This window comes from Streptomyces sp. NBC_01288, assembly GCF_035982055.1.
Lineage (GTDB): Bacteria > Actinomycetota > Actinomycetes > Streptomycetales > Streptomycetaceae > Streptomyces.
The window spans coordinates 5674437-5695769 of the sequence record NZ_CP108427.1; the positions used below are offsets into that span (position 1 = coordinate 5674437).

The following is a 21333-nucleotide window of genomic DNA, read 5'->3' on the forward strand; positions in this document are numbered from 1 at the left end:
GCCCGCCCCCTTCGCGCTGGCGTGGCAGGGATGCCTGCGTGCCCCGCCGACCAGGTCATCACCCTGGAAGGAAGCCGCAGCGATGAGCTTCCGGACGCGTGCGTCAGCTCGAGACGGGCGCGTCGCTCGACCAGAACGTCGACTTCACGTTCGGCGCCGGCAGCTTCTGCTTCGAGTAGTCCGGGCCGTTCGGCGTGCTGGTCGGCGGTGCGACCTCGGACTTTTCCACACATGGGGTGGTGACGCTCACGTGGGCCTGGCCGGTGGTCCCGATCAGGACTTCGAGCTGGAAGCCGTCCTGGGTCTCGAAGTTGGCTGCCAGCCCGTTCTGACTCGTGGCGACGAGCTTGTAGCCCTTGCTCTTCCAGTGGCGTTCCAACACCCCAAGGAAGCTGCCACGCCGTTCGGCCGAGATGATCGTCATGACGGAACGATCACGGTCCACATAGCAGTCACCCGGCATTGAGTACGTGTGAGTCCACTGAACGGGAGGCTTGACGGCCGCAAACGTCTCGTCCAGAATCGCGTCCGCCTTGTCGGCCGCCTCTTGCATGTTCATCTTCGATTGGCTTTCCTTGCCTGAGGACGCGGTACCTGTCGAGCCGCACCCGGCCAGAAGTAGAACCAGCACTGCGGCCGCTGCAACTCTTTTCCTCATCGCGGCGTCTCCCTCGTTACGTATCCAGGCTGTCCTGCGACAATGGCAGCGATGTTTCGCGCAGAAACCTTGTCCTTCCCTTCCTCTGGAGAGAAGTAATTACTGTGGGCTTCGATGTCCAACTTGGAGTCCAATACGTCGGGGAAGGCAGGCTGGGCCAGCTCCGGACCGGGCAACGTCTCGAATCTGTTGGCGCCGAACGCTTTGCTTGCCGGATCCTTGCCGAACCAGATGTCATCGTCACCCTGGTCTGCGATTTCCCCTCCGACGTACGCGCCAAGCGGCCCTCCTCCGAAGAATCCCATGGTTCCTGCCACAGCTTCCTTTGACGAAGGGAGCTTGGTGACGATGTCGTTCTCAGCCGCTCCCACCCAGACGTGGTCCTTGCCCACACCCAGGTCCGCCGCCTTGTCGACGCCGACGCCGGGACTTCCGACGAGGATGATGTCATCAGCCCCCGGAATCCCTCCCGCCTCCTGTGTGGCGGCCCCCACCAGTCGGGAACCGTAGGAATGTCCAATGGCAGTGATATGGGGATCGGCATGCTCATTGGTTGCCGAAATTCCGCCCATGAAACTGTTGTACGCAGGGGCGCCGTGCTCGGCATCGTTCGTAGTCATCACGTCGATCGATTGAGGAGCATCGTAGCCGAGCCATACGATCGCGGATGAGGAGGGATCGATACCCTGGGCATCCTTAGCCGTATCGAAGGCGCGTTTCACGGTGCCGTCGGCAAAACTGGAATTGAGTTTAGTGCCCAAGCCGGGTACATAAGCTGAGACGTTCTTTGAGGTGTCAGGATTCCCGAAGGCGACGATCGCTCTCCCGTTTCCTTCGAGACCGACCCCCAGAAGGAACATTGGTGGCTGACTGCCCGAGTTGAGCTTGGTCTGGATGCCTTTCAGCCCGTCAAGCTTGTCTTTGGACGCCTCGTCTTGTCGGCCGTCCAACTGCGCGATGAGAAGTTGGATGTTCTCGCGGTTTGTCTCGTCGCGGACCACGGCCGGGATTCCGTCCAGGTTTCCGATGATCTCCGGGAAGGCGGCCTTGTACTCCTCGCGTTCCTCGTTGCTGAGGTTGTCCCACCACTTCTTGCGGTCGGCGGGTGACTTGTCCAACGGGATGTGGTCCGCGATGTAGTCACTCGCGGCAGAACTCACAGCATCGACGTCGGACGCCACGTCCGCCCATGTCCTGGTGCTGACGTTCAGGCCCGGTGCCGCGTTGAGCTTGCGCAGTGCCTTGCTGTACCGATCGTCGATCTCCTGGGCTTCTCGTACGGCGTAGGTGATGCGGTCGGCGATGTCCACGGCTTTGGCGTGATGCGGGTTCGCACTCTTGAGCTGAGGATCGTTCGGCGCCAGCCCTGGTGATTGGAATCCGGTGTTGTTGCCCGTGATCAGGCCATTGTTGGCCAGGACCGTGCCGCCGGGGATCGGCTCACCGGTGAGCTCGTTCTTACCGCCTGCGGGATACGTGATGGCGCCGTCCTCGCTGACGGTGTACGCCAGCACGGCCGCGTCGTCCAGCGCGTCAGTCAGGCGCCGTTTGGGGGCGGCGATTTCGGACGAGAAGCCGTCGAGGGCTCCGGTGATCAGACCGCACTCCACCTGGGAGTAGTGGAAGTTCTCCGACAGCTTCCGCAACTGCTTGAGTGCCGCGTCCGCGGCCTCGCCCTCATTGGCCTTGCGCATGTCTGTGGTGATCTGCTTGTCGATGCGATCCTTGGCCGCGTCAGCCATGTCACTCACCGCGCGATAGCCGTCCGCCGCTTCCGCGTATTCAGACGGGTTGATGGCTTTGAGCGTACCGAGGTCCATGCCTCCAGATCACCGGCCCTTGCCCGAGTCGCTGGAAGCGGGCGTCTCCTCGGAGCGGACCTTCAGCTTGGCGATCTCGGCCTTGATGGCCTCGTCGGTCCTCAGCTGGTCGTTACCCGTCTTCTCCAGCACGCCGGCGAGCCCGTCGCAGAGTTCACCGATGTCCTTCAATCGGCGCTCCCAGGAGTCGTACACACCCTTCTGGGCAGCTGCGGTAAGGCATCCGGAACCCTTATCGAGCCCTGTCTGGCCTTCCTCCAACTTCGCCAGCGCCTTGCCGGTGTTGTCCCGCAGATCACCGACGCCTTCCCCCGCCCTGGACCACGCCGCCTTGTCGGACCTCAGCTTGCCGGAAGGAGTGCCGACGTTACTCGTGCCGCCGCCCCCCTGATCGGCCGGCAGCTGGTTGAGCTGCATCCGCGTGGAGTGCCGATCGACCGCAGTGGCCTTGATCTCCTCCCACTCCTCCCACGCCATGTGTGGCCCCTCCCCGTGCCTCGTCGTACGTCCGGAATAGATGTGACCGTGACCGTACGACCGGAACGTTGCAAATGTTCGCAGCAGTCACATCGCAATGGCCGAGACGTACGGTAGCGCCCCTTCACCGTGCGTCCCATCCGCTACCGCAACCAGGACGGCTGAGTATCCGTACTCATGCGTGGCGAGTCTGCTGTGGCGTGCTTCCTTCAGTGAGTCGGTGGGTCAGGTTCGCTCTCCCTGGTTGGGTGGGCCACCGGCACTCGATGCGCTGGTGGGCGGCATGAACGTCGAGTGGGGGTGGGGCAGTTGATTCGCAGGGCCCGTGGACACCGACGGCGAATCCAAGCGGCTCTGACGCCTGCGGGCGACGACGAAGGCCACGATCGCTCCTCCGAGGAGTACGGCGGCACCGATGCCCAGCCCGATCCAGAGGGTGCTGTTGCCGTGATCGTCCTTGGATGCGGAGGCTGCCGCGGTAGAGCTGTCATCATTTGCTGGCGCACCCGCGCCCTGTGCGTCGGAGGCGCCAGGAGAGGGGGAGTTGGCGCCTGCGGCCGTGAGGTCCGGGAGGGGGTACTTGTCCGCCGGCCCGGGGTCGCCGGGGTCCGTCAGCGCGATGCGGGGGCGTACGGCGCCGTAGCCGAGGTAGTCGGTGCGGTTCTTGCCGCTCTTGGGTTTGCTTGCGGTGTTGAGCATGACCCGCAGAACCTGGTTGTTGGTCCAGCCGGGGTGCTTGGACCAGATCAGGGCGGCGGAGGCGGAGGTGAGGGCGGTGGCGTCGCTGGTGCCGCGCGTCTCGCACACCTTGGTGCTGGATTCGAGGCAGGCCGTGACGATGTCCGCTCCTGGCGCGACCAGGTCGACCTGGGGCCCGTGCTGGGACTCCTTCGTCGCCTTGATGTTTCTGTCGATCGCCCCGACGCCCACTACCCCGGGGATCGCTGCCGGGTACTCAACTTCGTTGAGGGCGTCTCCGGTGTTGCCCACCGCCGCGAAGATCAGCTTGCCCTTGGACAGGGCGTAGTCGACGGAGTCGGTCAGCTGCTGTGAGTGGGCCGTGCTTCCCAGCGAGATGTTGATGACCTTGGCATCCGAATCCGCCGCGAACCGGATGGCCTTGGCCGTGCTGGTGGCGAAGTCGTCCTGGTTGCCGTCGGTACGGTTGCGCTCGACGAAGTCAGGTACGCGGATCGGCATGATCTTCGCGCCCGGGGCCAGGCCGTAGGAGCCGTTGGTGGCGCCTCTGCCACCGGTACCGGCGATGATGACCGCCATGCCCGTGCCGTGGCCGTCGTAGTCCGTGCGTTCGTCGCCGGCGCGTTTGGAGAAGTCCTTCCCCGTCACGATCTGGCCCTGCAGGTCGGGGATGTCGGCTTGGACGCCGCTGTCGATCAATGCGACGGTGACGCCTTTGCCCGTGCTGGTCTTCCACATCTGCTGGGCCTGCATGGCGTCGAGGTACCACTGCCGGCTGCGGATGGTGTCAGCGTGCGCGGGCGTGACGGCGACGCTCGCCAGCAGGACGCCTGCCAGGGCCGACACGACCGGTCCGCGTCGTCTGGCCTGCTTGCTGCGGGTGCGCATGTTCGTCCTTCTCATCGGCGTTGTCGTCGAGGCTGCTCGTGGTGCGGGCGATGCTCAGTCGGTTGTCGGCGGGATGACGCGCTGGTCGCCTTGGTGCCGGTTACTCCCGTCGTCCGCATGGTCCTCCGAGCGGTCGCGGGTGCGTTCACCACGAGGGGAGCGGCCAGCGCGGCCCAGCGGAGCGGCGGAGCCACCGCGGGTCGTTCCGCCGCCCTGCGGCAGTGTGCCGTCGGCATGCGCGTTCGCTCCGCGTACGAGTCCCTCACCTCCCGAGGTGAACAGCGCCCTTCTGCGCTGCGGGGCCTGCTTCGGCTGCCCGCCGATGATCCCACCGGACTGGGCGGGCGACCTCGGGCCGCCCCTCGCCGCACCTTCCCGACCTGGTACGCGTTCTCCGCTGCGGGGGGCCGGTGTCGCGCCCTCGCTCGTACCCCCTGCGACGCCGCCACGGCCCATCGGAGGCTGCTGCTCGTTCGGGGTGCCGCCGACGACCGTGCCCCGGGGAATCGCACCGGTGGATCGTCCGGCGGGAGAGATGGGGCGGCCGCCAGTGATGCCGTTGTTGCCCCTGGCCGACGCGGGACCGGGCAGTCCCCTCCCTGACATGCGGGGGGTAGCGGTACCAGCACCGGACATACCGGGGACAGACGATGTGGGCAGCCCGCGGCCGGGTACGCGCGAGCTGCCGGAAGCACCTGGCTCGGAGGGCGTGCGCAGTGAGCTCCGAGCGCCGTACGCGGGACGACCTCCGCCTGCCCCAGTACCGGGCGCCAACGTCGCGGTACCCCCGAATGCAGGTGGGAGCACACCGGTTGGCGACGATGTCCTGCCGTCCGGGCCGCTCACTCCCGGGAGCGGAGCTGCGCCAGCAGCAGGGACTGATGGTGTGGAAGGAAGCGTTCCCACGCTGTCGATCGCCGTATTCGTCGGGATCGTGGTGTTCGTCGGGTGCGTATGGCCTCTCGGGGCCGTATCGGGCACGTGCGCCACGCTCGCGGAGTGGTGCGGCGCGGACACCTGAGGCGCTGAACTCGTCCCGCTCATACCGGAGTCGACGGCTGTCCTTCGCCCAGAGGTCTCCACTGGCGTGACGGACTTCTGGCCAGTCGGAACGGAGACCGCGGTTTCGCCACGGGCCTCGGGGACGAACCGCTCCGGCAGCTTCGGGAACTCGGGCGTCTCCAGCGCGTCGATCTGCTCGGTCGAGGCCGTGTACGACTGGGCGAGCTTGATCATCAGGCCGGCGGCGTCGGCGCTGTCGTTGGTGTACCGGGTCTTGGCCGTCTTCACCTCGGTGGCCGAGGGGCCGCCGTCGTGGTTGCCGACGTCCGTCGCCTTCGCGGCGTGCGCGTCGAGCACCGACCGCGCGGTGGCGCTCTGCGTTCGCAGGATCTCCAGTTGGGGCTTGACCTCGTGGAGCGTGTCCGCGGCGTGGCCCAGCCATTTGCCCGCGGACTCGCTGTAGTCGCCCAGGCCCAGAGTGGCCAGCGCGGCCTGGTTGCACCACGTCCGGAACGCCTCGCCGCCCTCGCCGTCCCACTCGACGGCCATGCTGTGCGTGCGCAGGTCGCCGCCGATCTCCTTGATCGTCTTGGCGGCCTGGGTCAGCAGTTCGCCCAGCTCCGTGGCCGTCGCACCGTCCGCGGGCTCGACCATGGCCCACAGCTCTTCTGGATTGTGGGCAACGAACCGGGTCTCCTTAACCATCTGCCAGGCCCGACTGCCCCAGTCAGACATGAAGTTGCCCCGCCTTCCCTGCCGCGGTCATTGTGCTGCCACTCTTCCCTGACGTCGACACCGCCATCACAGGCCACCGGCTTGCTCATCCGCCGGCTGGGAGCCCTGCTGGTCGCGGGCCGATCCGTTCGACGCGCCGCTGGTGTGTGCCCGCGCCCCCGGACCCGCCTCGTCGGCGATCAACTTGTCCGCCTCGACCCGGATCCGGCTCAGGCGGTCTCGGACGTCGTCGTCAAGGTTGTGATAGCCGCTCTTCGACGCGTCGACCGTGACGACCAGCCCCTCGATCTGCAGCGCCAGCATCTTGGACAGCTGCTCCAGGCGGGAGTGCACGCGGGTGTAGGAAGCGTGAAGTGCGTCGGCCTCGTCGAAGCTCCCGAGCCGTCCTGTTGGCAGGCCACCGTCGGCGATCCTCCGCGGGGCGGCCTTCGACTCTTCCAGCTGGGTCAGGAGATCGTCGACCCGCTTCTTGAAGGTCGTCAGCGTCTCGCCCTCGACACGCAGCGCCTGCGCCACGGCGGCACCGATACCGGCGAAGGGCCCTATGCCCGACGCGGCGATCGCGCCGCCGGCAGCTGCTTCAAGCCCAGCGGCAGTTACCTGCGGATCCCCTGTGTTGTCGACCGCCACCGCTTCCTCCCTGTGCGGCACGTTGCTCAGCGAGTCCCTCGGCCGCTCACTGGTAGTGCCTCATCCGTGACAGATGTAACTCGGCAAGATAGCTGTGATCTTGCATCTCTGCGGAATCCGGCTCCCACCAAGGCGTGAAGCTGGCTGAAAGCGATCGCGTTAGACCCGGAGTAGCTCCGCCGCTGCGACGTGCAATCTTCTGCGCCGCGCTGGTTGAGCGAGAGTCGGCTGTCGACCGGACGAGGAGAGTGGACGGCGAATGGCCGATGTGAGACAGCAGCCAACTGTCCGCTCAACGAAGCCGTGCTGAAGGACCCCGCTGTGACCACTGTGTCAGCCGGGCACCTGTGGGGATATGAGTACGAGTACTCGGCTGGGGTAGCGGATCGCACGGATACGGTGGGTTGAGGGCGACGGAAATCAGACCACCCTCAAGATCAATTGTGTCAGGCGGCGAGACCGGCGAAGCGGGGATAGGCGGGAGTGGCTGTTACGCGGCGCTACGTGGGCCTGGTCACGAATGCCGTGTCAGTACAGTCGCACTGGCCTTCCTGGCTGGGCTGGCTGCAATACGAAAGGGCAGCCAGGCCCGGGGCCAGACGACTGCCACGACTCCGGCGGCCAGCGACACGAAGAAGCACACGTAGATCCAAGTCCCTGCATCTGCAACTTCAAGGACGCCGTTCCTGCCGAGGCGGAGCTTCTTCGCGTCGCAAGGCTCGTTCGAGAAAGGGGGGATTTGCCGCCCGCCGCTGAGCTTGATATCAGCCCGACTGGTGCCGGGCCAGCCGGGGGCCAGCCCAAACCTGGGTCCAGGATGGGGCCAGAAGGACGGGGAAACTCCGTGAACGATCAATGAGTCCCGGGTATGCACATGCGGCCTGACCTGCACAGACAGTGGAAACAGTGACGTTCGGTGAAGCATAGGGTAACGCTCTGGCGACCTTGTAATGCGTAGGTCGTCGGTTCGAATCCGACAGGGGGCTCATCCAGAAATGCCCAGGTCAGGTTTCATCCGGCCTGGGCTTTCGTATGTTGTCTGAGAGGTCTCTCAGGGTCGGGTCCGAGATGCGGGCCGTCAGGGCTTTGGTGAAGCGTTCGGCGTGGAGGACTCGGAAGGGTCTGGAGTGGTACGGGCGGGTGGTGGGGTCCACGCGGTCGGTCAGGTTCAGTTGGTTGTGGATGCCGGCTGCCGCTTCGTAGGCGTAGGCGAGGTGTTTTTCCCTCGTGTGCCAGTCCGTCGCCGAGAGGGCGGCTGTGAGGACCGGGATCAGGCGGTGGCCGGCTGTCGTGCGGGCGAAGGCGGTGCCCAGCCATTTGTTGTACGGGGGGTAGCGGCGGTCCATGAGGAGGCACAGGCGCATCAGGGTTCGGGTGAGGCCGGCTGCCGCTGTCGCCGAGCCGAGTTCGTCGCCCACCTCGCCGCAGCGGCCTACGAAGGCCTCCTCCTGGGAGATGCGGTTCCACTGGCGGGCCAGGACGTGGAGCCAGGCGTCTTGGGGGTACCAGCGGAGGGCGTGGCGGGCTGGGCCGAGTTCGTGGAGGCCGTCGTGGAAGACCGCGCCGCCCGTGACCTCGGCCAGGAGTTGTGTGGGGGTCGCTAGCCAGTCCGCCGTAGTGATGTCGTGTGTCGGGTCGAAGCCCAGTGTTGCCTTGAACCAGGCCGTGGTGTGGGTTACTTCGACTCTGTGGTGGACCGGGCCGGTTGTGCTCTTCATGACTCGGACTTCGCCGTCGGGCGTCGGGGCGAAGTTCGTCGGGTAGCCGTGGAAGGTTTTCGGGAGGTGCTCGGCCAGGTGGTGTCGGATGCGGCCCGCGTGGCGGGGGACGTCGCGGGGGCGGAGGAAGAGCTGGAGGCGCGGGCCCCATTCGTGGTCCGTCGAGCGGGGGGTGTCGTAGCCGAGGACCTCGGAGCCGCCGCCGATGCGGGCGGCGGAGTGCGGGATGTCGGGGGCGGCGTCTTCGAGGAGGGGGCGGACGGCTTCTGTGTAGAAACGGCGGGAGAGTTCGAGGCCCGGTAAAAAAGTTGGCATATTCGTGAAGCTCATGCCCCGACCCTGCCCAGTCTCGACATGATCGTGCGCGCGAATTTTCGCCGTTGCCCCCCTCAACTCCCGGCCACAGAGGCCCAGTCGGGCAAGTGGGCAGGTGAGCAGGTGGACCACCCGTCACCCGGCACCCGTCACCCGTGCCCTCCCAGCTCCCTCAACGCCCCGTCCGTCAGCCGGTACACCGTCCACTCGTCCTGGGGCCGGGCGCCCAGCGCTTCGTAGAAGTCGATCGCGGGGCGGTTCCAGTTGAGGACGGACCACTCCAGGCGTTCGTAGCCGCGGTCGACGCAGATGCGGGCGAGTTCGGTGAGGAGGGCCTTGCCGTGGCCGGTGCCGCGGGCGGTGGGGCGGACGTACAGGTCCTCCAGGTAGATGCCGTGGACGCCGCGCCAGGTCGAGAAGTTGAGGAACCACAGGGCGAAGCCGACCGGTTCGCCGGTGGTGTCGTCGGTCGCGATGTGGGCGTAGGCGCCGGGGTGTCGGCCGAAGAGGGCCTCGTGGAGCTGTTCCGGGGTCGCCCTCGCTTCCTGGGGTTCCTTTTCGTAGGCGGCGAGTTCGCGGATCAGGGCGTGGATGACGGGGATGTCGGTGGGGGTCGCGGTGCGGATCATGCCGAGAGGGTAGACGCGCTCGGGTCCTTGCCGGAGTCGTGGGGAGCGTGCTCGCGGCGGGGGAGGAGGAGCGGGCCGGCCAGGAGGAGGACCCCGGCCAGCGCGATCGCCGTGCGCGGGGTCGTGGCCGCCGCCAGCAACCCCCACGCGGCCGTCAGTGTCGCGATCGCCGCGCTGGTGCTGATGGACCAGGCGGTGAGGGTGCGGGCCACGCGGTCGGGGGCGGTGTGGGTGAGGCGGGCCGTGGCCAGGAGGGGGTTGAAGACGCCGATGCAGGTCACCAGGCCGAGTTGGACGGCGATGACGAGGAGCATCCCGGGGACTCCGGGGCGGACGAACACCAGGCCGATCGGCCAGCACGCGCGCAGTGTCCCGGCGACCAGCATCACCCTGTGCTGCCCGAACCGGGCCGCGAGCGGGCGCGCGAGGCGTGAGCCGACGAAGCCTCCGACGCCGGAGGAGGCCGCGAGCGCGAGGGCGTACTGCCAGGGGGAGAAGCCGAGGTGCCCCAGCATGAGTACGGCGAGCAGCGGCTCGGCGGCCATGATCAGGCCGTTGACCACCATCGCGTTGAGGAGCAGCGGGCGCAGGGTGGGGTGGGCGAGGATGTAGCGCCAGCCGTCGAGCAGCTCGCCCGCGCGCAGCCGCGGCGCACCGCTCCGCTCGGGGTGCGGTTCCGTCCCGCCGATGGCACGGATGCCCAGCGCCGAGAGCAGATAGCTGACCGCGTCGGCCATCACCGTCGTCACCGGGCCGAACAGTCCGATCGCGACCCCGCCGAGCGGCGGTCCGAGCATGGTCGAGGTCCAAGTCGTCGACTCGAAGCGGGAGTTGGCGGTCAGCAGGTCCTCCCGTGGCAGCAGTGACTTCAGGTACGAGCCGCTCGCCGCGTTGAAGGCGATGGTCGCCGCGGCGACCGTGATGGAGACGACGAGGAGCTGCGCGAAGGTGAGCCCGCCGAGCGCGTAGGCGACGGGGACCGTCAGCAGCGCCGCGAACCGGGTCAGGTCCATCGCGATCATCACCGGCCGCTTGCGGCGGAACTCCACCCACGGCCCCAGCGGTACGGCGACCAGGGCGCCCACCGCCCGTCCCGAGGCGGCCAGCACCGCCACCTGGGTCGGGCCGGAGTGCAGCACGAGGATCGCCATGAAGGAGAACGCGCCGAACCCGAGCCCGGTGCCGTACGAGCTGACCGCGAACGACGCCCACAGCCACCCGAACCGGCGCCCGAGCGCCCGCCTCCCTGCCATCCCCGCCCCACCCTCTCCCGAAAAGTGTGACACTTTCGGCGAAACTGACACACTTTTCCAGGACACCTACCCGCCGACCGCGACCACGACTTCGCCCACCGGCATCAAAGCGAGTGCCGGACGCCGAGATCAAACAACCGATTCGCCGGGAAGCTACAACCTCTGGTTGTACCCACTGGTGAGCGGTGATTGTCAGTGGCCGCCAGTATCGTCGCCGACGTGGATGTCGACGCTGTGCGCACCTTCGTGGCCATCGCGGACGCGGGCCGTTTCCAGCATGCGGCCACGGAGTTGTCGATCACCCAGCAGGCCGTCTCCAAGCGGGTCGCCGCGCTGGAGCGGGCCGTAGGCGTACGGCTGTTCGCGCGGACCCCGCGCGGGGCCGAACTGACCGTCGACGGGCGGGCGTTCCTGCCGCACGCCCGCGAACTGCTGCGTGCCGAGGCGCGGGCGTTCGCCTCCGTCCGGCCCGGTCACCGCGCGCTGCGCGTCGACGTGATCGGGCGCGGGCTCGCCCCGGCCGCGCTGCTACGGGACTTCCATCGGGCCCGCCCAGACGTCGAGCTCGACGTCGTGACCCTCTTCGACGCCGACGCGGCCGTGGACGCCATCCGCTCCGGCACGGTCGACGCGTCCTTCCGTGCCGTCACGACGACCGGCCGTCGGCTCCCCGACGACATCGAGGTCAGCCGGGCCTTCGACGAGCCCGTCCAGCTGCTCACCGGCCCGGCCCACCCGCTCGCCGCCGCCCGGACGGTCACCCCGGCCGACCTCGTCGGGCACCGGATCTGGATGCCCGGTCTCGTACCCGGCACCGAGTGGGCCGCCTACTACGACGCGCTCGCCGCCGCGTTCGGGCTCGGTATCGAGAGCACCGGGCCCGACTTCGGGGTGGAGCCGCTGCTGGACACCATCGCCGGGTCGGGTTCGCTGGCGACCTTCGTCGGGGAGCGGACCCGCCTGGTCTGGCCCGCCGGTCACGACCTGCGGCGCATCGCCGTACGGAATCCGACGCCGGTCTATCCGCACTCGCTGGTCCGGCACCGGGACAATCGGCATCCGGCGTTGGCCGCGCTCCGTGATCACCTCGGCTCGACCCGCCCTGACCCTTCCGACACGGAGACGTGGACACCGGCATGGGCGTAAGCATGGGCGTAAGAGGGCGGTCCTAACCGCGCAGCCGCCGCGCGACCTCCAGGTGGGGCGGCGCGGGCGGGCTGTCGTCCTCGATCGCCCACAGCGCGTTCTGGAGCACCCGGCCGAGCGTCCAGGCGCGTGCCCGTGGCCGGTCGAGGCCGATCACGTCCGTCATCGCGTCGAAGCGCCAACGGATTTCGTCGGGGTCGAAACGGTTGTGCAGGGCCGGGAAGAGATCGAACCCGGGGTCGCCCGACAGCGGCTTGGGGTCGATGGCGAGCCAGGGTTCGCGGTCGGCGGGGAGGGGGTCGTCGTAGCGCGGGTTCCGGAGCACGTCGTCGTAGCGCGGGCTGCGGAGCACGTTGTCGTAGTGCAGGTCCCAGTGCAGCAGCCGGTCGCCGGGCTCGGTCGCGACCTCGCGGACCGCTGCCGCGCAGTCCTCGATCAGGTGCCGGTCGGCCGCGTCGGGGAGGTGGGGGAGGGCCGCGGGGACCCGTTCCAGCATGGCCGCCGCCAGCGTGCCGAGGTTCTGGCGCAGGTCCGGCGGTGCGGATACCGCCGTCAGACGCGCGAGCAGGCGGGCGATCACGACGGTCGCGGCGCGGGAGTCCGGTTCGTGGGTGAGGGCACGGGACGCGTCGAGGTGTTCCAGGAGCAGAGTGCCGGTCTCGTCGTCGTACTCCAGAAGTTCTACGGCGCCGTCGCCCGCCCAGGTGCGCAGGGCGATCGGCTCGCCCGCGGTCTCCTCGTCGAGGTACTGGAGTTTCAGCGCGGCCCGGGTGCCGTCGGTGCGCAGGACGGGCAGGACGAGAGAGCAATTGCCGTACATCGAGGGGCCGTTGAGCCGTAGCGACCAGAGGTCGAGGAAGTCGGCCGCACGCTGGGGAAGTTCCGCCACGAAGGCGCGTCCGGCCGCTCCGTTGGACCTGTTCTGGGAGGCGACCAGTCCGGCCGGAATGTCGATCACGGCTCCGACGATACTTGCGTGCGTGAATCGGCTCATGCGAATTACCCGGGGCCTCCACAGGGTGTGGGCGTACGTCCGCAGCGCCCCCGGCACCTATGTCTGGCTGGGGATCCTCTTCGTCACCACGGTCGCCATGCACCACATGTCGCCGGAGTTCGAGCAGGAGTTCCTGCGGCAGCGGTCCACCAACATCCACGAGTTGTCGAACAATCCGGTGCGGGTGCTGTTCGCGAGCGCGATGTGGATAGACGGGGGGCGCTGGTTGCCGTATGCGGTGCTCTACACGGTGTTCCACGCGCAGGCCGAGCGGTGGCTCGGTACGGCGCGGTGGCTGATGGTGTGTGTGGCCGCGCATGTGCTGGCCTCGTTGATCAGCGAGGGCGCGCTGCTGGAGGCGATCAGGCGGGGCGTGGCACCGCAGTCCGCGGTCAACACCCTTGACATCGGGGTGAGTTACGCGCTGGCGGGGGTGGTGGGGGTGCTGGTGTACCGGATCGCGGTGCCGTGGCGGTATCCGTATCTGGTGGTTGTGGTGGCGGTGTACGGGGTGCCGTTGGCTACCGGCCGGACCTTCACCGATCTTGGGCATTTCACGTCCGTGGTGATCGGGCTGGCGTGTTATCCGCTGGTCAGGGGCTGTGGAAAAGCATGGAATCCGAAGGAGACAGTCGCCGCGCTCAGGGGTTAGCTTCCGGATATGAGCAGCTCGGTGAGCGGTGTCGTGAACGGTGGCATTTCTTTCTGGTACGCGGATGACGGCCTCCCCGCGCGACGGGAGCCCCTCGGGGGTGACGCCTCCGCCGACGTGGTGATCGTCGGTGGCGGGTACACGGGGCTGTGGACCGCGTACTACTTGAAGAAGGCGGCGCCCTTCCTCCGGGTCACCGTCCTGGAGCAGAAGTTCTGCGGGTACGGCGCGTCGGGGCGGAACGGGGGGTGGCTGTACAACGGGATCGCGGGGCGTGATCGGTACGCGAAACGCCATGGGCGGGACGCCGCCGTGCGTTTGCAGAAGGCCATGAACGACACCGTTGGCGAGGTCGTGAGGGTTGCGGAGGAAGAGCGGATCGAGGCCGATATCCATCGGGGCGGGGTGCTCGAAGTCGCTTGTACGCCCGCTCAGTTGGGGCGGCTGAAGGACTTTCATGAGCACGAGCTGTCGTACGGCGAGACGGATCGGGAGTTGTACGGCGCGCGTGAGACCGGTGAGCGGATCCGGGTCGTGGACGCGGTCGGGTCTACGTGGACGCCGCACGGTGCGCGGCTGCATCCGGTGAAGCTGGTCAAGGGGCTCGCGGCGGTGGTGGAGGCGCTGGGGGTTGTCATTCACGAGTCGACGCCCGTGACGGAGATTCGGCCCAAGCGTGCGGTGACGCCGTACGGGACCGTTCGCGCGCCCTATGTGCTGCGTTGTACGGAGGGATTTACCGCGAGTCTCAAGGGGCAGCGGCGGACGTGGCTGCCGATGAACTCGTCGATGATCGCTACCGAGCCGCTCTCCGATGCGCAGTGGGAGTCGGTGGGGTGGGGTGGTGCGGAGACGCTCGGTGACATGGCGCATGCGTACATGTACGCGCAGCGCACCGCTGATGGGCGGATCGCGTTGGGTGGGCGTGGGGTGCCGTATCGGTTCGGGTCGAGGACCGACAACGACGGGCGGACGCAGGCTTCTACGGTCGAGGCGTTGCGGGAGATCCTTGTGCGGTTCTTTCCGTCGCTTGCGGGGGTGCGGGTCGCGCATGCGTGGTCGGGGGTGCTGGGGGTGCCTCGGGACTGGTGCGCGACGGTGACGTTGGATCGGGCTACGGGGCTGGGGTGGGCCGGGGGTTATGTCGGGTCGGGGGTGGCCACGACGAATCTCGCCGCGCGGACGTTGCGGGATCTGGTTCTGCTGGACTCGGGGCAGGCGGGGGTTTCTGAGTTGACCGGGCTTCCTTGGGTGGGGCACAAGGTGCGGAAGTGGGAGCCGGAGCCGTTTCGGTGGTTGGGGGTGCGGGGGTTGTACGCGACGTATCGGGTGGCGGATCGGCGGGAGTCGGGTGGGGTGAGCGGGGAGTCGTCGCGGTTGGCGCGGGTTGCGGATTGGGTGGCGGGGCGGCACTGAGGTCTGGGGTGCGCTGTCGTCTTCGGGTGCGTTGTGGCTGGTCGCGCAGTTCCCCGCGCCCCTAGGTGGTTTGGGGTGCGGCTTTGTGTCTTGGTGCGGGTGCGTTGTGGTTTGCCCGCGGTGCGTTGGGGGGTGTCCGTCCTCGGATTGGCGCGGGGGCTGTTGGTCATCGGCTCGCCCGTGCTTGACGCGCCAACCGCTGCGGGCGGACACCCCCCGACACGTCGCCTTGCCGCCGTACGCGGCCTGCGGTCCGCTCGGCTCAGGTGACGGACTCGGATGCCGACTCCGATGCGGGTGACTGTGCCGTCGCCCCGTGCTTGGGGGCTCGCGCCGTCACCATCAGCCCCGCGACCAAGCCGGCCATCAGCATCACGGCTACGGCCCACCAGATGGCGACCGTGTAGCCGTGGACGATGCCCTTGCTGGTGATGAGGGCCTTCTGGGCCGGGGTGTGGAGGTGGGCGGCGATGTAGGCCGCGCTGCTGGTGGTGGCGATCGTGTTGAGGAGGGCCGTGCCGATCGAACCGCCCACCTGCTGGGCGGTGTTGACGGTCGCGGAGGTCACGCCCGAGTCCTGCGGGGCGACTCCGGCCGTGGCGGTGGCGAAGACCGGCATGAAGATGAGGCCCATGCCGAGGCCCATCAGGAGGAGGCCGGGGAGGAGTTCGGTCGTGTAGTCCGAGTGGACCGTGAGGCGGGTGAAGAAGGACATCCCCGCTGCGGCCAGGACCGCGCCCGGGACCATCAGGGTGCGCGGTGGGACGTGGTGCATCAGGCGGGCCGAGATCTGGGTCGAGCCGATGATGATCGCGACCGTGAGGGGCAGGAAGGCCATGCCGGTCTTCACGGGCGAGTAGTCGAGGATGACCTGGAGGTAGTAGGTCATGAACAGGAACATGCCGAACATGCCGATGACCGCGAGGCCCATCGTGAGGAAGCAGCCGGCGCGGTTGCGGTCCTTGACGATGTGGAGGGGGAGGAGGGGGCTGGGGGCTCTGGTCTGCCACCAGACGAAGGAGGTGAGGAGGACGACACCGGCCGCGAACAGGGCCAGGACCAGGGAGTCCGTCCAGCCGCGTGGTTCCGCCTCGCTGAAGCCGTAGACGATCGCGACCAGGCCGCCGCAGCCGAGCAGGACGCCGGGGACGTCGAGGCGGGCGCCGGAGTGGCCCGGGCGGTCGTGGAGGAGGGCGAAGGCGCCGAAGACCGCGATGATCGCGATGGGGATGTTGACGTACAGGCACCAGCGCCAGTTCAGGTACTCGGTGAGCAGGCCGCCCGCGATGAAGCCGATCGCCGAACCGCTGCCCGCGAGCGCGCCGTAGATCCCGAAGGCCTTGCCGCGTTCCTTCGGGTCGGTGAAGGTCGTGGTGAGGAGGGAGAGGGCGGAGGGGGCCAGTACGGCGGCGAAGACGCCCTGTAGGGCGCGGGCGCCGAAGAGCATGCCCGAGGTCGTGGCCGCGCCGCCGAGTGCGGAGGCGCCCGCGAAGCCGATCAGGCCGATGATGAACGTCCGTTTGCGGCCCACCAGGTCGGCGATCCGGCCGCCGAGGAGGAGCAGGCCGCCGAAGGCGAGTGTGTACGCGGTGATGACCCACTGCCGGTTGCCGTCGGACATGCCCAGGTCGCGCTGTGCGGAGGGGAGCGCGATGTTCACGATCGTCGCGTCGAGGACCACCATGAGCTGCGCGAGAGCGATGATCACCAGGCCCCACCAGCGGCGGGGATCGGGGCCCGTGGCCGTCGTTCCGGATCCACCTGATTCACCTGATTGGGTGACGCTCATCTGCTCAGAAGACCATGAATCGGTAGGTATCGCACCCTCAGTTGTATTCGTGCGTGTGTTCGGTTGGGGGAGGCTGGGTGGTGTGCTTGGTGATCCGCTCTGTGTGGTCATGGCTCTAGGACCACCTTTCCGGTTGTCCTTCGGTTTTCCAGTGCGCTGTGTGCTTGTGCTGCGCTGGCCAGCGGGAATCGTTCTATGGCCGGGACTAGTCGGCCTGCGGCGGCCTCGGTGAGGGCTCGTAGCTCCAGGGTTCGGATGGGGCTCGGTCCGCCGGCCTTTCGCATCATCACGGGGCCGAGCACCTGTTCGGACACCCCTTCGGCTTCGGAGGTGTACGGCTGCCCGCTCGACCAGCCGAAGACGAGGTGCCGGCCGTTCGGCCCGAGCAGGTTGACGCTCTCCCTTGCTATGGCTCCGCCCACCCCGTCGAACACGACCGTCGCGTGCCGCCCGCCCAGCCAGGCCCTTACCTTTCCCGGCCACTCCGGGTGTGTGTAGTCGACGGCGAGATCGGCGCCGTTCGCCTGTACGCGGGCGACCTTCTCCGGGCCGCCCGCGAGGCCGATGACCGTGGCGTCGGCCTGCTTGGCGTGCTGCACGAGCAGGGTGCCGAGTCCGCCCGCGGCTGCCGGAACGACGACTACGGAGTCCACGCTCAGCTCGCTGAACTGCACGATCCCCATCGCCGTACGGCCCGTTCCGATCATCGCGACGGCCTGCGCGAAGTCCAGGTTCGCCGGGATCTCGTGCACCCGGTCGACATCGGCCACCGCCAACTCCGCGTACCCGCCCGGCGCGAACCCCAGATGCGCGACCACCCGCTTCCCGAGCCACAGCCCGGCGACCCCGTCCCCGAGCGACTCGACTACACCGGCGACCTCGCGGCCGGGGATGGTGGGGAGGGTGGGGAGTTCGGGGAGCGGGCCCTGTTCTCCCGCGCGCAGAACGGTGTCCAGGAGGTGGACTCCGGCCGCGGCCACGGCGATGCGGACCTGGCCGGGGGCGGGGGAGGGGTCGTCGACGGGTTCGTAGGTGAGGTTCTCGGCGGGGCCGAAGGTGTGGAGTCGTATGGCATGCATGGGGTCACTGTTCGACCTCAAGCGTGCTTGAGGTCAAGTGTCCGGCGTCCTCGATGTCAGTGGTGGGGTGCAGGATGGGGGCATGGCGAGGAGAGCGACGGGTGGAGTGAAGGGGGCGCGGCGGCCGGAGGTGCGGTTGCCTGCTCTGGAGGCTTACGGCGGTGGGGAGTTGGAGCCGGACGGGGACTACGACGGGCTGGAGTTCCGGGACGAGGACTTCGTCGGGCAGGACGGCGGGGGTGCCCGGTTCATGGACTGCGCGCTGACGGACTGCGCGCTGGACGAGACGCGGCTGCATCACGCGCGGGTGCTGGACTCCGTCCTCACCGGCATACGGGGTGTCGGCACCGACCTCGCGGAGTCGACCCTGCGTGACGTCGAGGTGGTCGACGCGCGGATGGGCGGGGTGCAGTTGCACGGTGCGGTTCTGGAGCGGGTGGTGATCCGGGGCGGCAAGATCGATTACCTGAACCTGCGCAAGGCGAAGCTGCGGGATGTTGTTTTCGAGGGCTGCGTCCTTGTCGAGCCGGACTTTCTCGATGCTCGGCTGGAGCGCGTCGAGTTCGTGGACTGTGCGTTGAAGGGGGCGGACTTCACGGGGGTGTCGTTCACGGATGTGGATCTGCGGGGGGCGGTGCAGTTGGAGATCGCGCGGGGGGTGGAGCGGTTGTCCGGGGCGGTGATCAGCATGGGGCAACTGTTGGATCTGGCGCCGGTGTTGGCTGTGCAGATGGGGATTCGGGTGGAGGGGTGAGGAGGGTTGCTTCTTGGCCTGGGGTGCCGTCATCCAGCCTGTCCGGCGTTTGAGGACGAGGTCCCTTCAGGGCCGATGGGGTCTGGGGGCGCAGCCCCCAGGGACGGCAACCCCAGTGCAGGGCAAGAAGGAAGCTCAGGGCACCCGGGGAAACCTTGCCTGCAACGTCCAGATCGCCGGGTTCTCGCCGAGGGCATCATGCAGATCAACCAGGTCGGCGATCAGATCGTGCAGGAAGTCCCGCGCCTCGCGCCGCAGTTCGGCGTGGGAGAAGGTCAACGCCTCCTCGTCCCGCCGCATCCAGTCCGCCTCGACATTCACCCACCCGAACCGCCGCTCGAACAGCATCCGGTCGGTGGACTCGGTGAAGTCGAGTTCCGCCCGCTGCGGCCGGGATGCCCGGGACCCCGCCGGGTCCTGGTCGATCCGCTCCACGATGTCGCACAACGCCCACGCGAAGTCGAGCACCGGTACCCATCCCCAGGCCGTGGACACTTCCCGGTCCGCCTTGGTGTCGGCGAGGTACACGTCGCCGCAGAACAGGTCGTGCCGCAGCGCGTGGACGTCCGCGCGCCGGTAGTCGGTCTGCGGGGGGTCGGGGAAGCGGTTGGAGAGGGCGTAGCCGATGTCGAGCACGTAGGAGATGGTGTCACGGTCGGGGAGGTCCGAGGTCGGCCGGAGTCACCCCTCAGGACGGCCCCTCACGGTGCCCCTCATCACGCACCTCACGATGTCCCTCACCAGGCTCAGCGGGACGCTCACCGCCCCCGTCCCGTGCGGCGGCGGCCGCCTCCAGCAGGGCCCAGCCGTCGACCTCCACCGCCCGCGTCTCTCCCGGCCCCGGCAGCCACCCGCGGGCCGACGCCGCGTCGAGGAGGGCGCGGACGGCGCCGGGTTCGTGGAGGTTGAGGGAGGCGCCACGGCCGTATCCGACGTCCCCGGAGCCGAAGGGGGCTCCGCCCGGGACGTACCGTTCCGGGCCCGAGGTGAAGACGATCCGCAGCGGACCGCCCGTGCCGGCCGGCTGCGGAGACAACGTGAGGGTCTGGACGCAGCCCACGGTCCAGCCGGCGTCGTCTCTGGTCGGCCCGGAGGGGGCGTGACGGTGACGCAGGCTCCACATGTACGTACGCCCGTCGGCAACGAGTCGGCGCGGTTTCTTCGGAGAGCGGGGCACGGAGCCGAGCGTACGAGGGTCACCGGACTTCGGGCGGACGGTCCGGGGTGGGAGGCCCCGAACTCGTAGGATCGCGCACGTGTCCCGATCCGTACGCCTTGTTCCCACGGTCACCGCGTGCGCGCTGGCCCTCGTCCTGACGGCGTGCGGTGGAACAGGGGGCGTACACGGCACCGCCGGCAGCGCGGGCGTGGCCGACCCGTACTTCCCCCAGGCGGGCAACGGCGGCTACGACGTGACCCACTACGCGCTGACCCTGGCGTACACCCCCGGCACCTCAACTCCCTTGACCGGTACGGCGACGATCACCGCCCGCGCCACCCGGAACCTCTCCGCCTACGACCTCGACCTCAAGGGCATGCAGGTCAACTCGCTGACGGTGGACGGCAAGAAGACCTCCTGGACCCGCGCCGGCCAGGAACTGAAAGTCCGCCCACCTTCCACAGTCCCCCAGGGCAAGACCTTCAGGACGACCGTCCGCTACTCCGGCACCCCCGAGACGATCACCGATCCCGACGGCTCGGAAGAGGGCTGGCTGCGCACGGCGGACGGGGCGCTGGCCCTCGGTGAACCGACCGGCTCGATGGCGTGGTTCCCCGGCAACGACCACCCCTCCGACAAGGCGACGTACGACATCACGATCACCGTCCCGAAGGGCCTACAGGCGGTCTCCAACGGCGAGTTGAGGACAGAGACGACGACCCGGGCGGGCCGTACGACCTACATGTGGCGCACCACCCACCCCATGGCGACCTACCTGGCCACGGTGGCGATCGGCCACTACGACATCACCCGCACCAGCACGAAGAACGGCCTCCCCGTGTACGTGGCGGTGGACCCGCAGGAGGCGGCGGCCAGCCGCGAGGTGCTGGCGGAGATCCCCGAGATCATGGAGTGGGAGGAGTACAACTTCGGCCCGTACCCGTTCTCCTCCACCGGCGCGATCGTCGACCGCCGCGGCGACGCGGGCTACGCCCTGGAGACCCAGACCCGACCGTTCTTCCCCGGCGCCCCCGACACCGCCACCCTCGTCCACGAACTCGCCCACCAGTGGTACGGCGACTCCGTCACCCCGAAGACCTGGCGCGACATGTGGCTCAACGAGGGCTTCGCGACCTACGCGGAATGGCTCTGGTCGGAGGACCACGGCGGCGACACCGCCCAGCAGAGCTTCGACGCCCTCTACAAAGGCACCTACTTCGCCGACAGGTCCGACGACGAGGCGATCTGGTCCTTCCCTCCGGCCCGCCCCACCTCCGCCGCCCACATCTCCGACAGCCCCGTCTACGAACGCGGCGCGATGGTCCTCCACAAGATCCGCCGGACGGTCGGTGACGCGCGTTTCTACGACATCATCCAGGGCTGGGCAGCCACCCACCGCTACGGCAACGCCAACACGGCGGACTTCACGGCGTACGTGGAGAAGATGGCGCCGGGCAAGGACTTCAGCGGAATCTGGAAGGACTGGCTGTACGGGGAGGGAAAGCCGGCTCGCCCTTGAC

The 21333-nt window shown here is 68.3% G+C and carries 19 protein-coding genes; 5 read left to right on the top strand and 14 right to left on the bottom strand.

Features of this window, described 5'->3' with window-relative positions; all coding sequences use genetic code 11:
• Window positions 1-103: 103 nt before the first annotated feature.
• The 9 genes from OG194_RS25565 to OG194_RS25605 all read right to left on the bottom strand — a co-directional run bounded on the left by OG194_RS25565 (window position 104) and on the right by OG194_RS25605 (window position 10824).
• A complete protein-coding gene (locus tag OG194_RS25565; protein WP_327403129.1) occupies window positions 104-658 on the bottom strand; it encodes a hypothetical protein in 555 nt (184 codons plus the stop codon).
• Complete coding sequence (locus tag OG194_RS25570; protein ID WP_327403130.1) at window positions 655-2478, bottom strand: alpha/beta hydrolase; 1824 nt, start codon at window positions 2476-2478, stop codon at window positions 655-657. The genes OG194_RS25565 and OG194_RS25570 overlap by 4 nt, the downstream gene beginning before the upstream one ends.
• 9 nt (window positions 2479-2487) lie before the next feature.
• Entirely contained in the window at window positions 2488-2955 is a 468-nt protein-coding gene (locus OG194_RS25575) for a hypothetical protein (RefSeq protein WP_327403131.1), read from the bottom strand.
• A gap of 225 nt (window positions 2956-3180) precedes the next feature.
• Window positions 3181-4542, bottom strand: coding sequence for a type VII secretion-associated serine protease mycosin (gene mycP / locus OG194_RS25580; protein WP_327403132.1), 1362 nt, complete (start codon window positions 4540-4542; stop codon window positions 3181-3183).
• A gap of 54 nt (window positions 4543-4596) precedes the next feature.
• The gene (locus tag OG194_RS25585; protein ID WP_327403133.1) at window positions 4597-6279 is read right to left on the bottom strand and encodes a hypothetical protein; all 1683 of its coding nucleotides are present in this window, start codon (window positions 6277-6279) and stop codon (window positions 4597-4599) included.
• A gap of 66 nt (window positions 6280-6345) precedes the next feature.
• A complete protein-coding gene (locus OG194_RS25590; RefSeq protein WP_327403134.1) occupies window positions 6346-6909 on the bottom strand; it encodes a hypothetical protein in 564 nt (187 codons plus the stop codon).
• 1004 nt (window positions 6910-7913) lie between these two features.
• Window positions 7914-8957: a DUF4037 domain-containing protein gene (locus OG194_RS25595; protein ID WP_442811624.1), complete on the bottom strand. Its 1044-nt coding sequence runs from the start codon at window positions 8955-8957 to the stop codon at window positions 7914-7916.
• 134 nt (window positions 8958-9091) lie between these two features.
• Window positions 9092-9571, bottom strand: coding sequence for a GNAT family N-acetyltransferase (locus OG194_RS25600; protein WP_327403135.1), 480 nt, complete (start codon window positions 9569-9571; stop codon window positions 9092-9094).
• Window positions 9568-10824 (bottom strand): MFS transporter, encoded by a 1257-nt coding sequence (locus OG194_RS25605; protein ID WP_327403136.1) that lies wholly within the window; start codon window positions 10822-10824, stop codon window positions 9568-9570. The genes OG194_RS25600 and OG194_RS25605 overlap by 4 nt, the downstream gene beginning before the upstream one ends.
• A 219-nt stretch (window positions 10825-11043) precedes the next feature.
• Here OG194_RS25605 and OG194_RS25610 point away from each other — a divergent pair, with 219 nt between their 5' ends.
• Complete coding sequence (locus OG194_RS25610) at window positions 11044-11970, top strand: LysR family transcriptional regulator (RefSeq protein WP_327407204.1); 927 nt, start codon at window positions 11044-11046, stop codon at window positions 11968-11970.
• Window positions 11971-11992: 22 nt separating this feature from the next.
• Here OG194_RS25610 and OG194_RS25615 read toward each other — a convergent pair whose 3' ends face one another.
• Entirely contained in the window at window positions 11993-12964 is a 972-nt protein-coding gene (locus tag OG194_RS25615) for an aminoglycoside phosphotransferase family protein (protein WP_442811625.1), read from the bottom strand.
• Between OG194_RS25615 and OG194_RS25620 the strand changes: the two genes are divergently transcribed.
• Together OG194_RS25620 and OG194_RS25625 are read left to right on the top strand one after the other, a co-directional pair.
• Window positions 12963-13616, top strand: coding sequence for a rhomboid-like protein (locus OG194_RS25620; protein WP_327403138.1), 654 nt, complete (start codon window positions 12963-12965; stop codon window positions 13614-13616). The genes OG194_RS25615 and OG194_RS25620 overlap by 2 nt on opposite strands.
• A gap of 9 nt (window positions 13617-13625) precedes the next feature.
• Window positions 13626-15032 (top strand): NAD(P)/FAD-dependent oxidoreductase, encoded by a 1407-nt coding sequence (locus OG194_RS25625; RefSeq protein WP_327403139.1) that lies wholly within the window; start codon window positions 13626-13628, stop codon window positions 15030-15032.
• A gap of 262 nt (window positions 15033-15294) precedes the next feature.
• Here the strand turns inward: OG194_RS25625 and OG194_RS25630 are convergent, their stop codons facing one another.
• Both OG194_RS25630 and OG194_RS25635 read right to left on the bottom strand, forming a co-directional pair.
• Window positions 15295-16821, bottom strand: coding sequence for an MFS transporter (locus tag OG194_RS25630; RefSeq protein ID WP_327403140.1), 1527 nt, complete (start codon window positions 16819-16821; stop codon window positions 15295-15297).
• A 107-nt stretch (window positions 16822-16928) separates the two neighbouring features.
• On the bottom strand, window positions 16929-17900 hold the full coding sequence (locus OG194_RS25635) for a zinc-binding dehydrogenase (RefSeq protein WP_327403141.1): 972 nt from the start codon (window positions 17898-17900) through the stop codon (window positions 16929-16931).
• A gap of 82 nt (window positions 17901-17982) precedes the next feature.
• Here OG194_RS25635 and OG194_RS25640 point away from each other — a divergent pair, with 82 nt between their 5' ends.
• Window positions 17983-18654: a pentapeptide repeat-containing protein gene (locus OG194_RS25640; protein ID WP_327403142.1), complete on the top strand. Its 672-nt coding sequence runs from the start codon at window positions 17983-17985 to the stop codon at window positions 18652-18654.
• A 135-nt stretch (window positions 18655-18789) separates the two neighbouring features.
• Here the strand turns inward: OG194_RS25640 and OG194_RS25645 are convergent, their stop codons facing one another.
• Entirely contained in the window at window positions 18790-19290 is a 501-nt protein-coding gene (locus tag OG194_RS25645; protein ID WP_327403143.1) for a hypothetical protein, read from the bottom strand.
• A 52-nt stretch (window positions 19291-19342) separates the two neighbouring features.
• Window positions 19343-19777, bottom strand: coding sequence for a hypothetical protein (locus OG194_RS25650; protein WP_442811799.1), 435 nt, complete (start codon window positions 19775-19777; stop codon window positions 19343-19345).
• A gap of 133 nt (window positions 19778-19910) precedes the next feature.
• On the opposite strand from OG194_RS25650, the gene OG194_RS25655 reads away from it, so the two are divergent.
• Window positions 19911-21332 carry a M1 family metallopeptidase gene (locus OG194_RS25655; protein WP_327403145.1) on the top strand — a complete coding sequence of 474 codons (1422 nt, stop codon included), beginning with the start codon at window positions 19911-19913 and terminating at the stop codon, window positions 21330-21332.
• Window position 21333: the final 1 nt, after the last annotated feature.

Bases quoted from the DNA above. Each gene is read 5' to 3' on its own strand.
- OG194_RS25565 (WP_327403129.1), bottom strand. From the start codon at position 658: ATGAGGAAAAGAGTTGCAGCGGCCGCAGTGCTGGTTCTACTTCTGGCC.
- OG194_RS25570 (WP_327403130.1), bottom strand. From the start codon at position 2,478: ATGGACCTCGGTACGCTCAAAGCCATCAACCCGTCTGAATACGCGGAA.
- OG194_RS25575 (WP_327403131.1), bottom strand. From the start codon at position 2,955: ATGGCGTGGGAGGAGTGGGAGGAGATCAAGGCCACTGCGGTCGATCGG.
- mycP (WP_327403132.1), bottom strand. From the start codon at position 4,542: ATGCGCACCCGCAGCAAGCAGGCCAGACGACGCGGACCGGTCGTGTCG.
- OG194_RS25585 (WP_327403133.1), bottom strand. From the start codon at position 6,279: ATGTCTGACTGGGGCAGTCGGGCCTGGCAGATGGTTAAGGAGACCCGG.
- OG194_RS25595 (WP_442811624.1), bottom strand. From the start codon at position 8,957: ATGAGCTTCACGAATATGCCAACTTTTTTACCGGGCCTCGAACTCTCC.
- OG194_RS25600 (WP_327403135.1), bottom strand. From the start codon at position 9,571: ATGATCCGCACCGCGACCCCCACCGACATCCCCGTCATCCACGCCCTG.
- OG194_RS25605 (WP_327403136.1), bottom strand. From the start codon at position 10,824: ATGGCAGGGAGGCGGGCGCTCGGGCGCCGGTTCGGGTGGCTGTGGGCG.
- OG194_RS25620 (WP_327403138.1), top strand. From the start codon at position 12,963: ATGCGAATTACCCGGGGCCTCCACAGGGTGTGGGCGTACGTCCGCAGC.
- OG194_RS25615 (WP_442811625.1), bottom strand. From the start codon at position 12,964: ATGAGCCGATTCACGCACGCAAGTATCGTCGGAGCCGTGATCGACATT.
- OG194_RS25625 (WP_327403139.1), top strand. From the start codon at position 13,626: ATGAGCAGCTCGGTGAGCGGTGTCGTGAACGGTGGCATTTCTTTCTGG.
- OG194_RS25630 (WP_327403140.1), bottom strand. From the start codon at position 16,821: ATGAGCGTCACCCAATCAGGTGAATCAGGTGGATCCGGAACGACGGCC.
- OG194_RS25635 (WP_327403141.1), bottom strand. From the start codon at position 17,900: ATGCATGCCATACGACTCCACACCTTCGGCCCCGCCGAGAACCTCACC.
- OG194_RS25640 (WP_327403142.1), top strand. From the start codon at position 17,983: ATGGCGAGGAGAGCGACGGGTGGAGTGAAGGGGGCGCGGCGGCCGGAG.
- OG194_RS25650 (WP_442811799.1), bottom strand. From the start codon at position 19,777: ATGTGGAGCCTGCGTCACCGTCACGCCCCCTCCGGGCCGACCAGAGAC.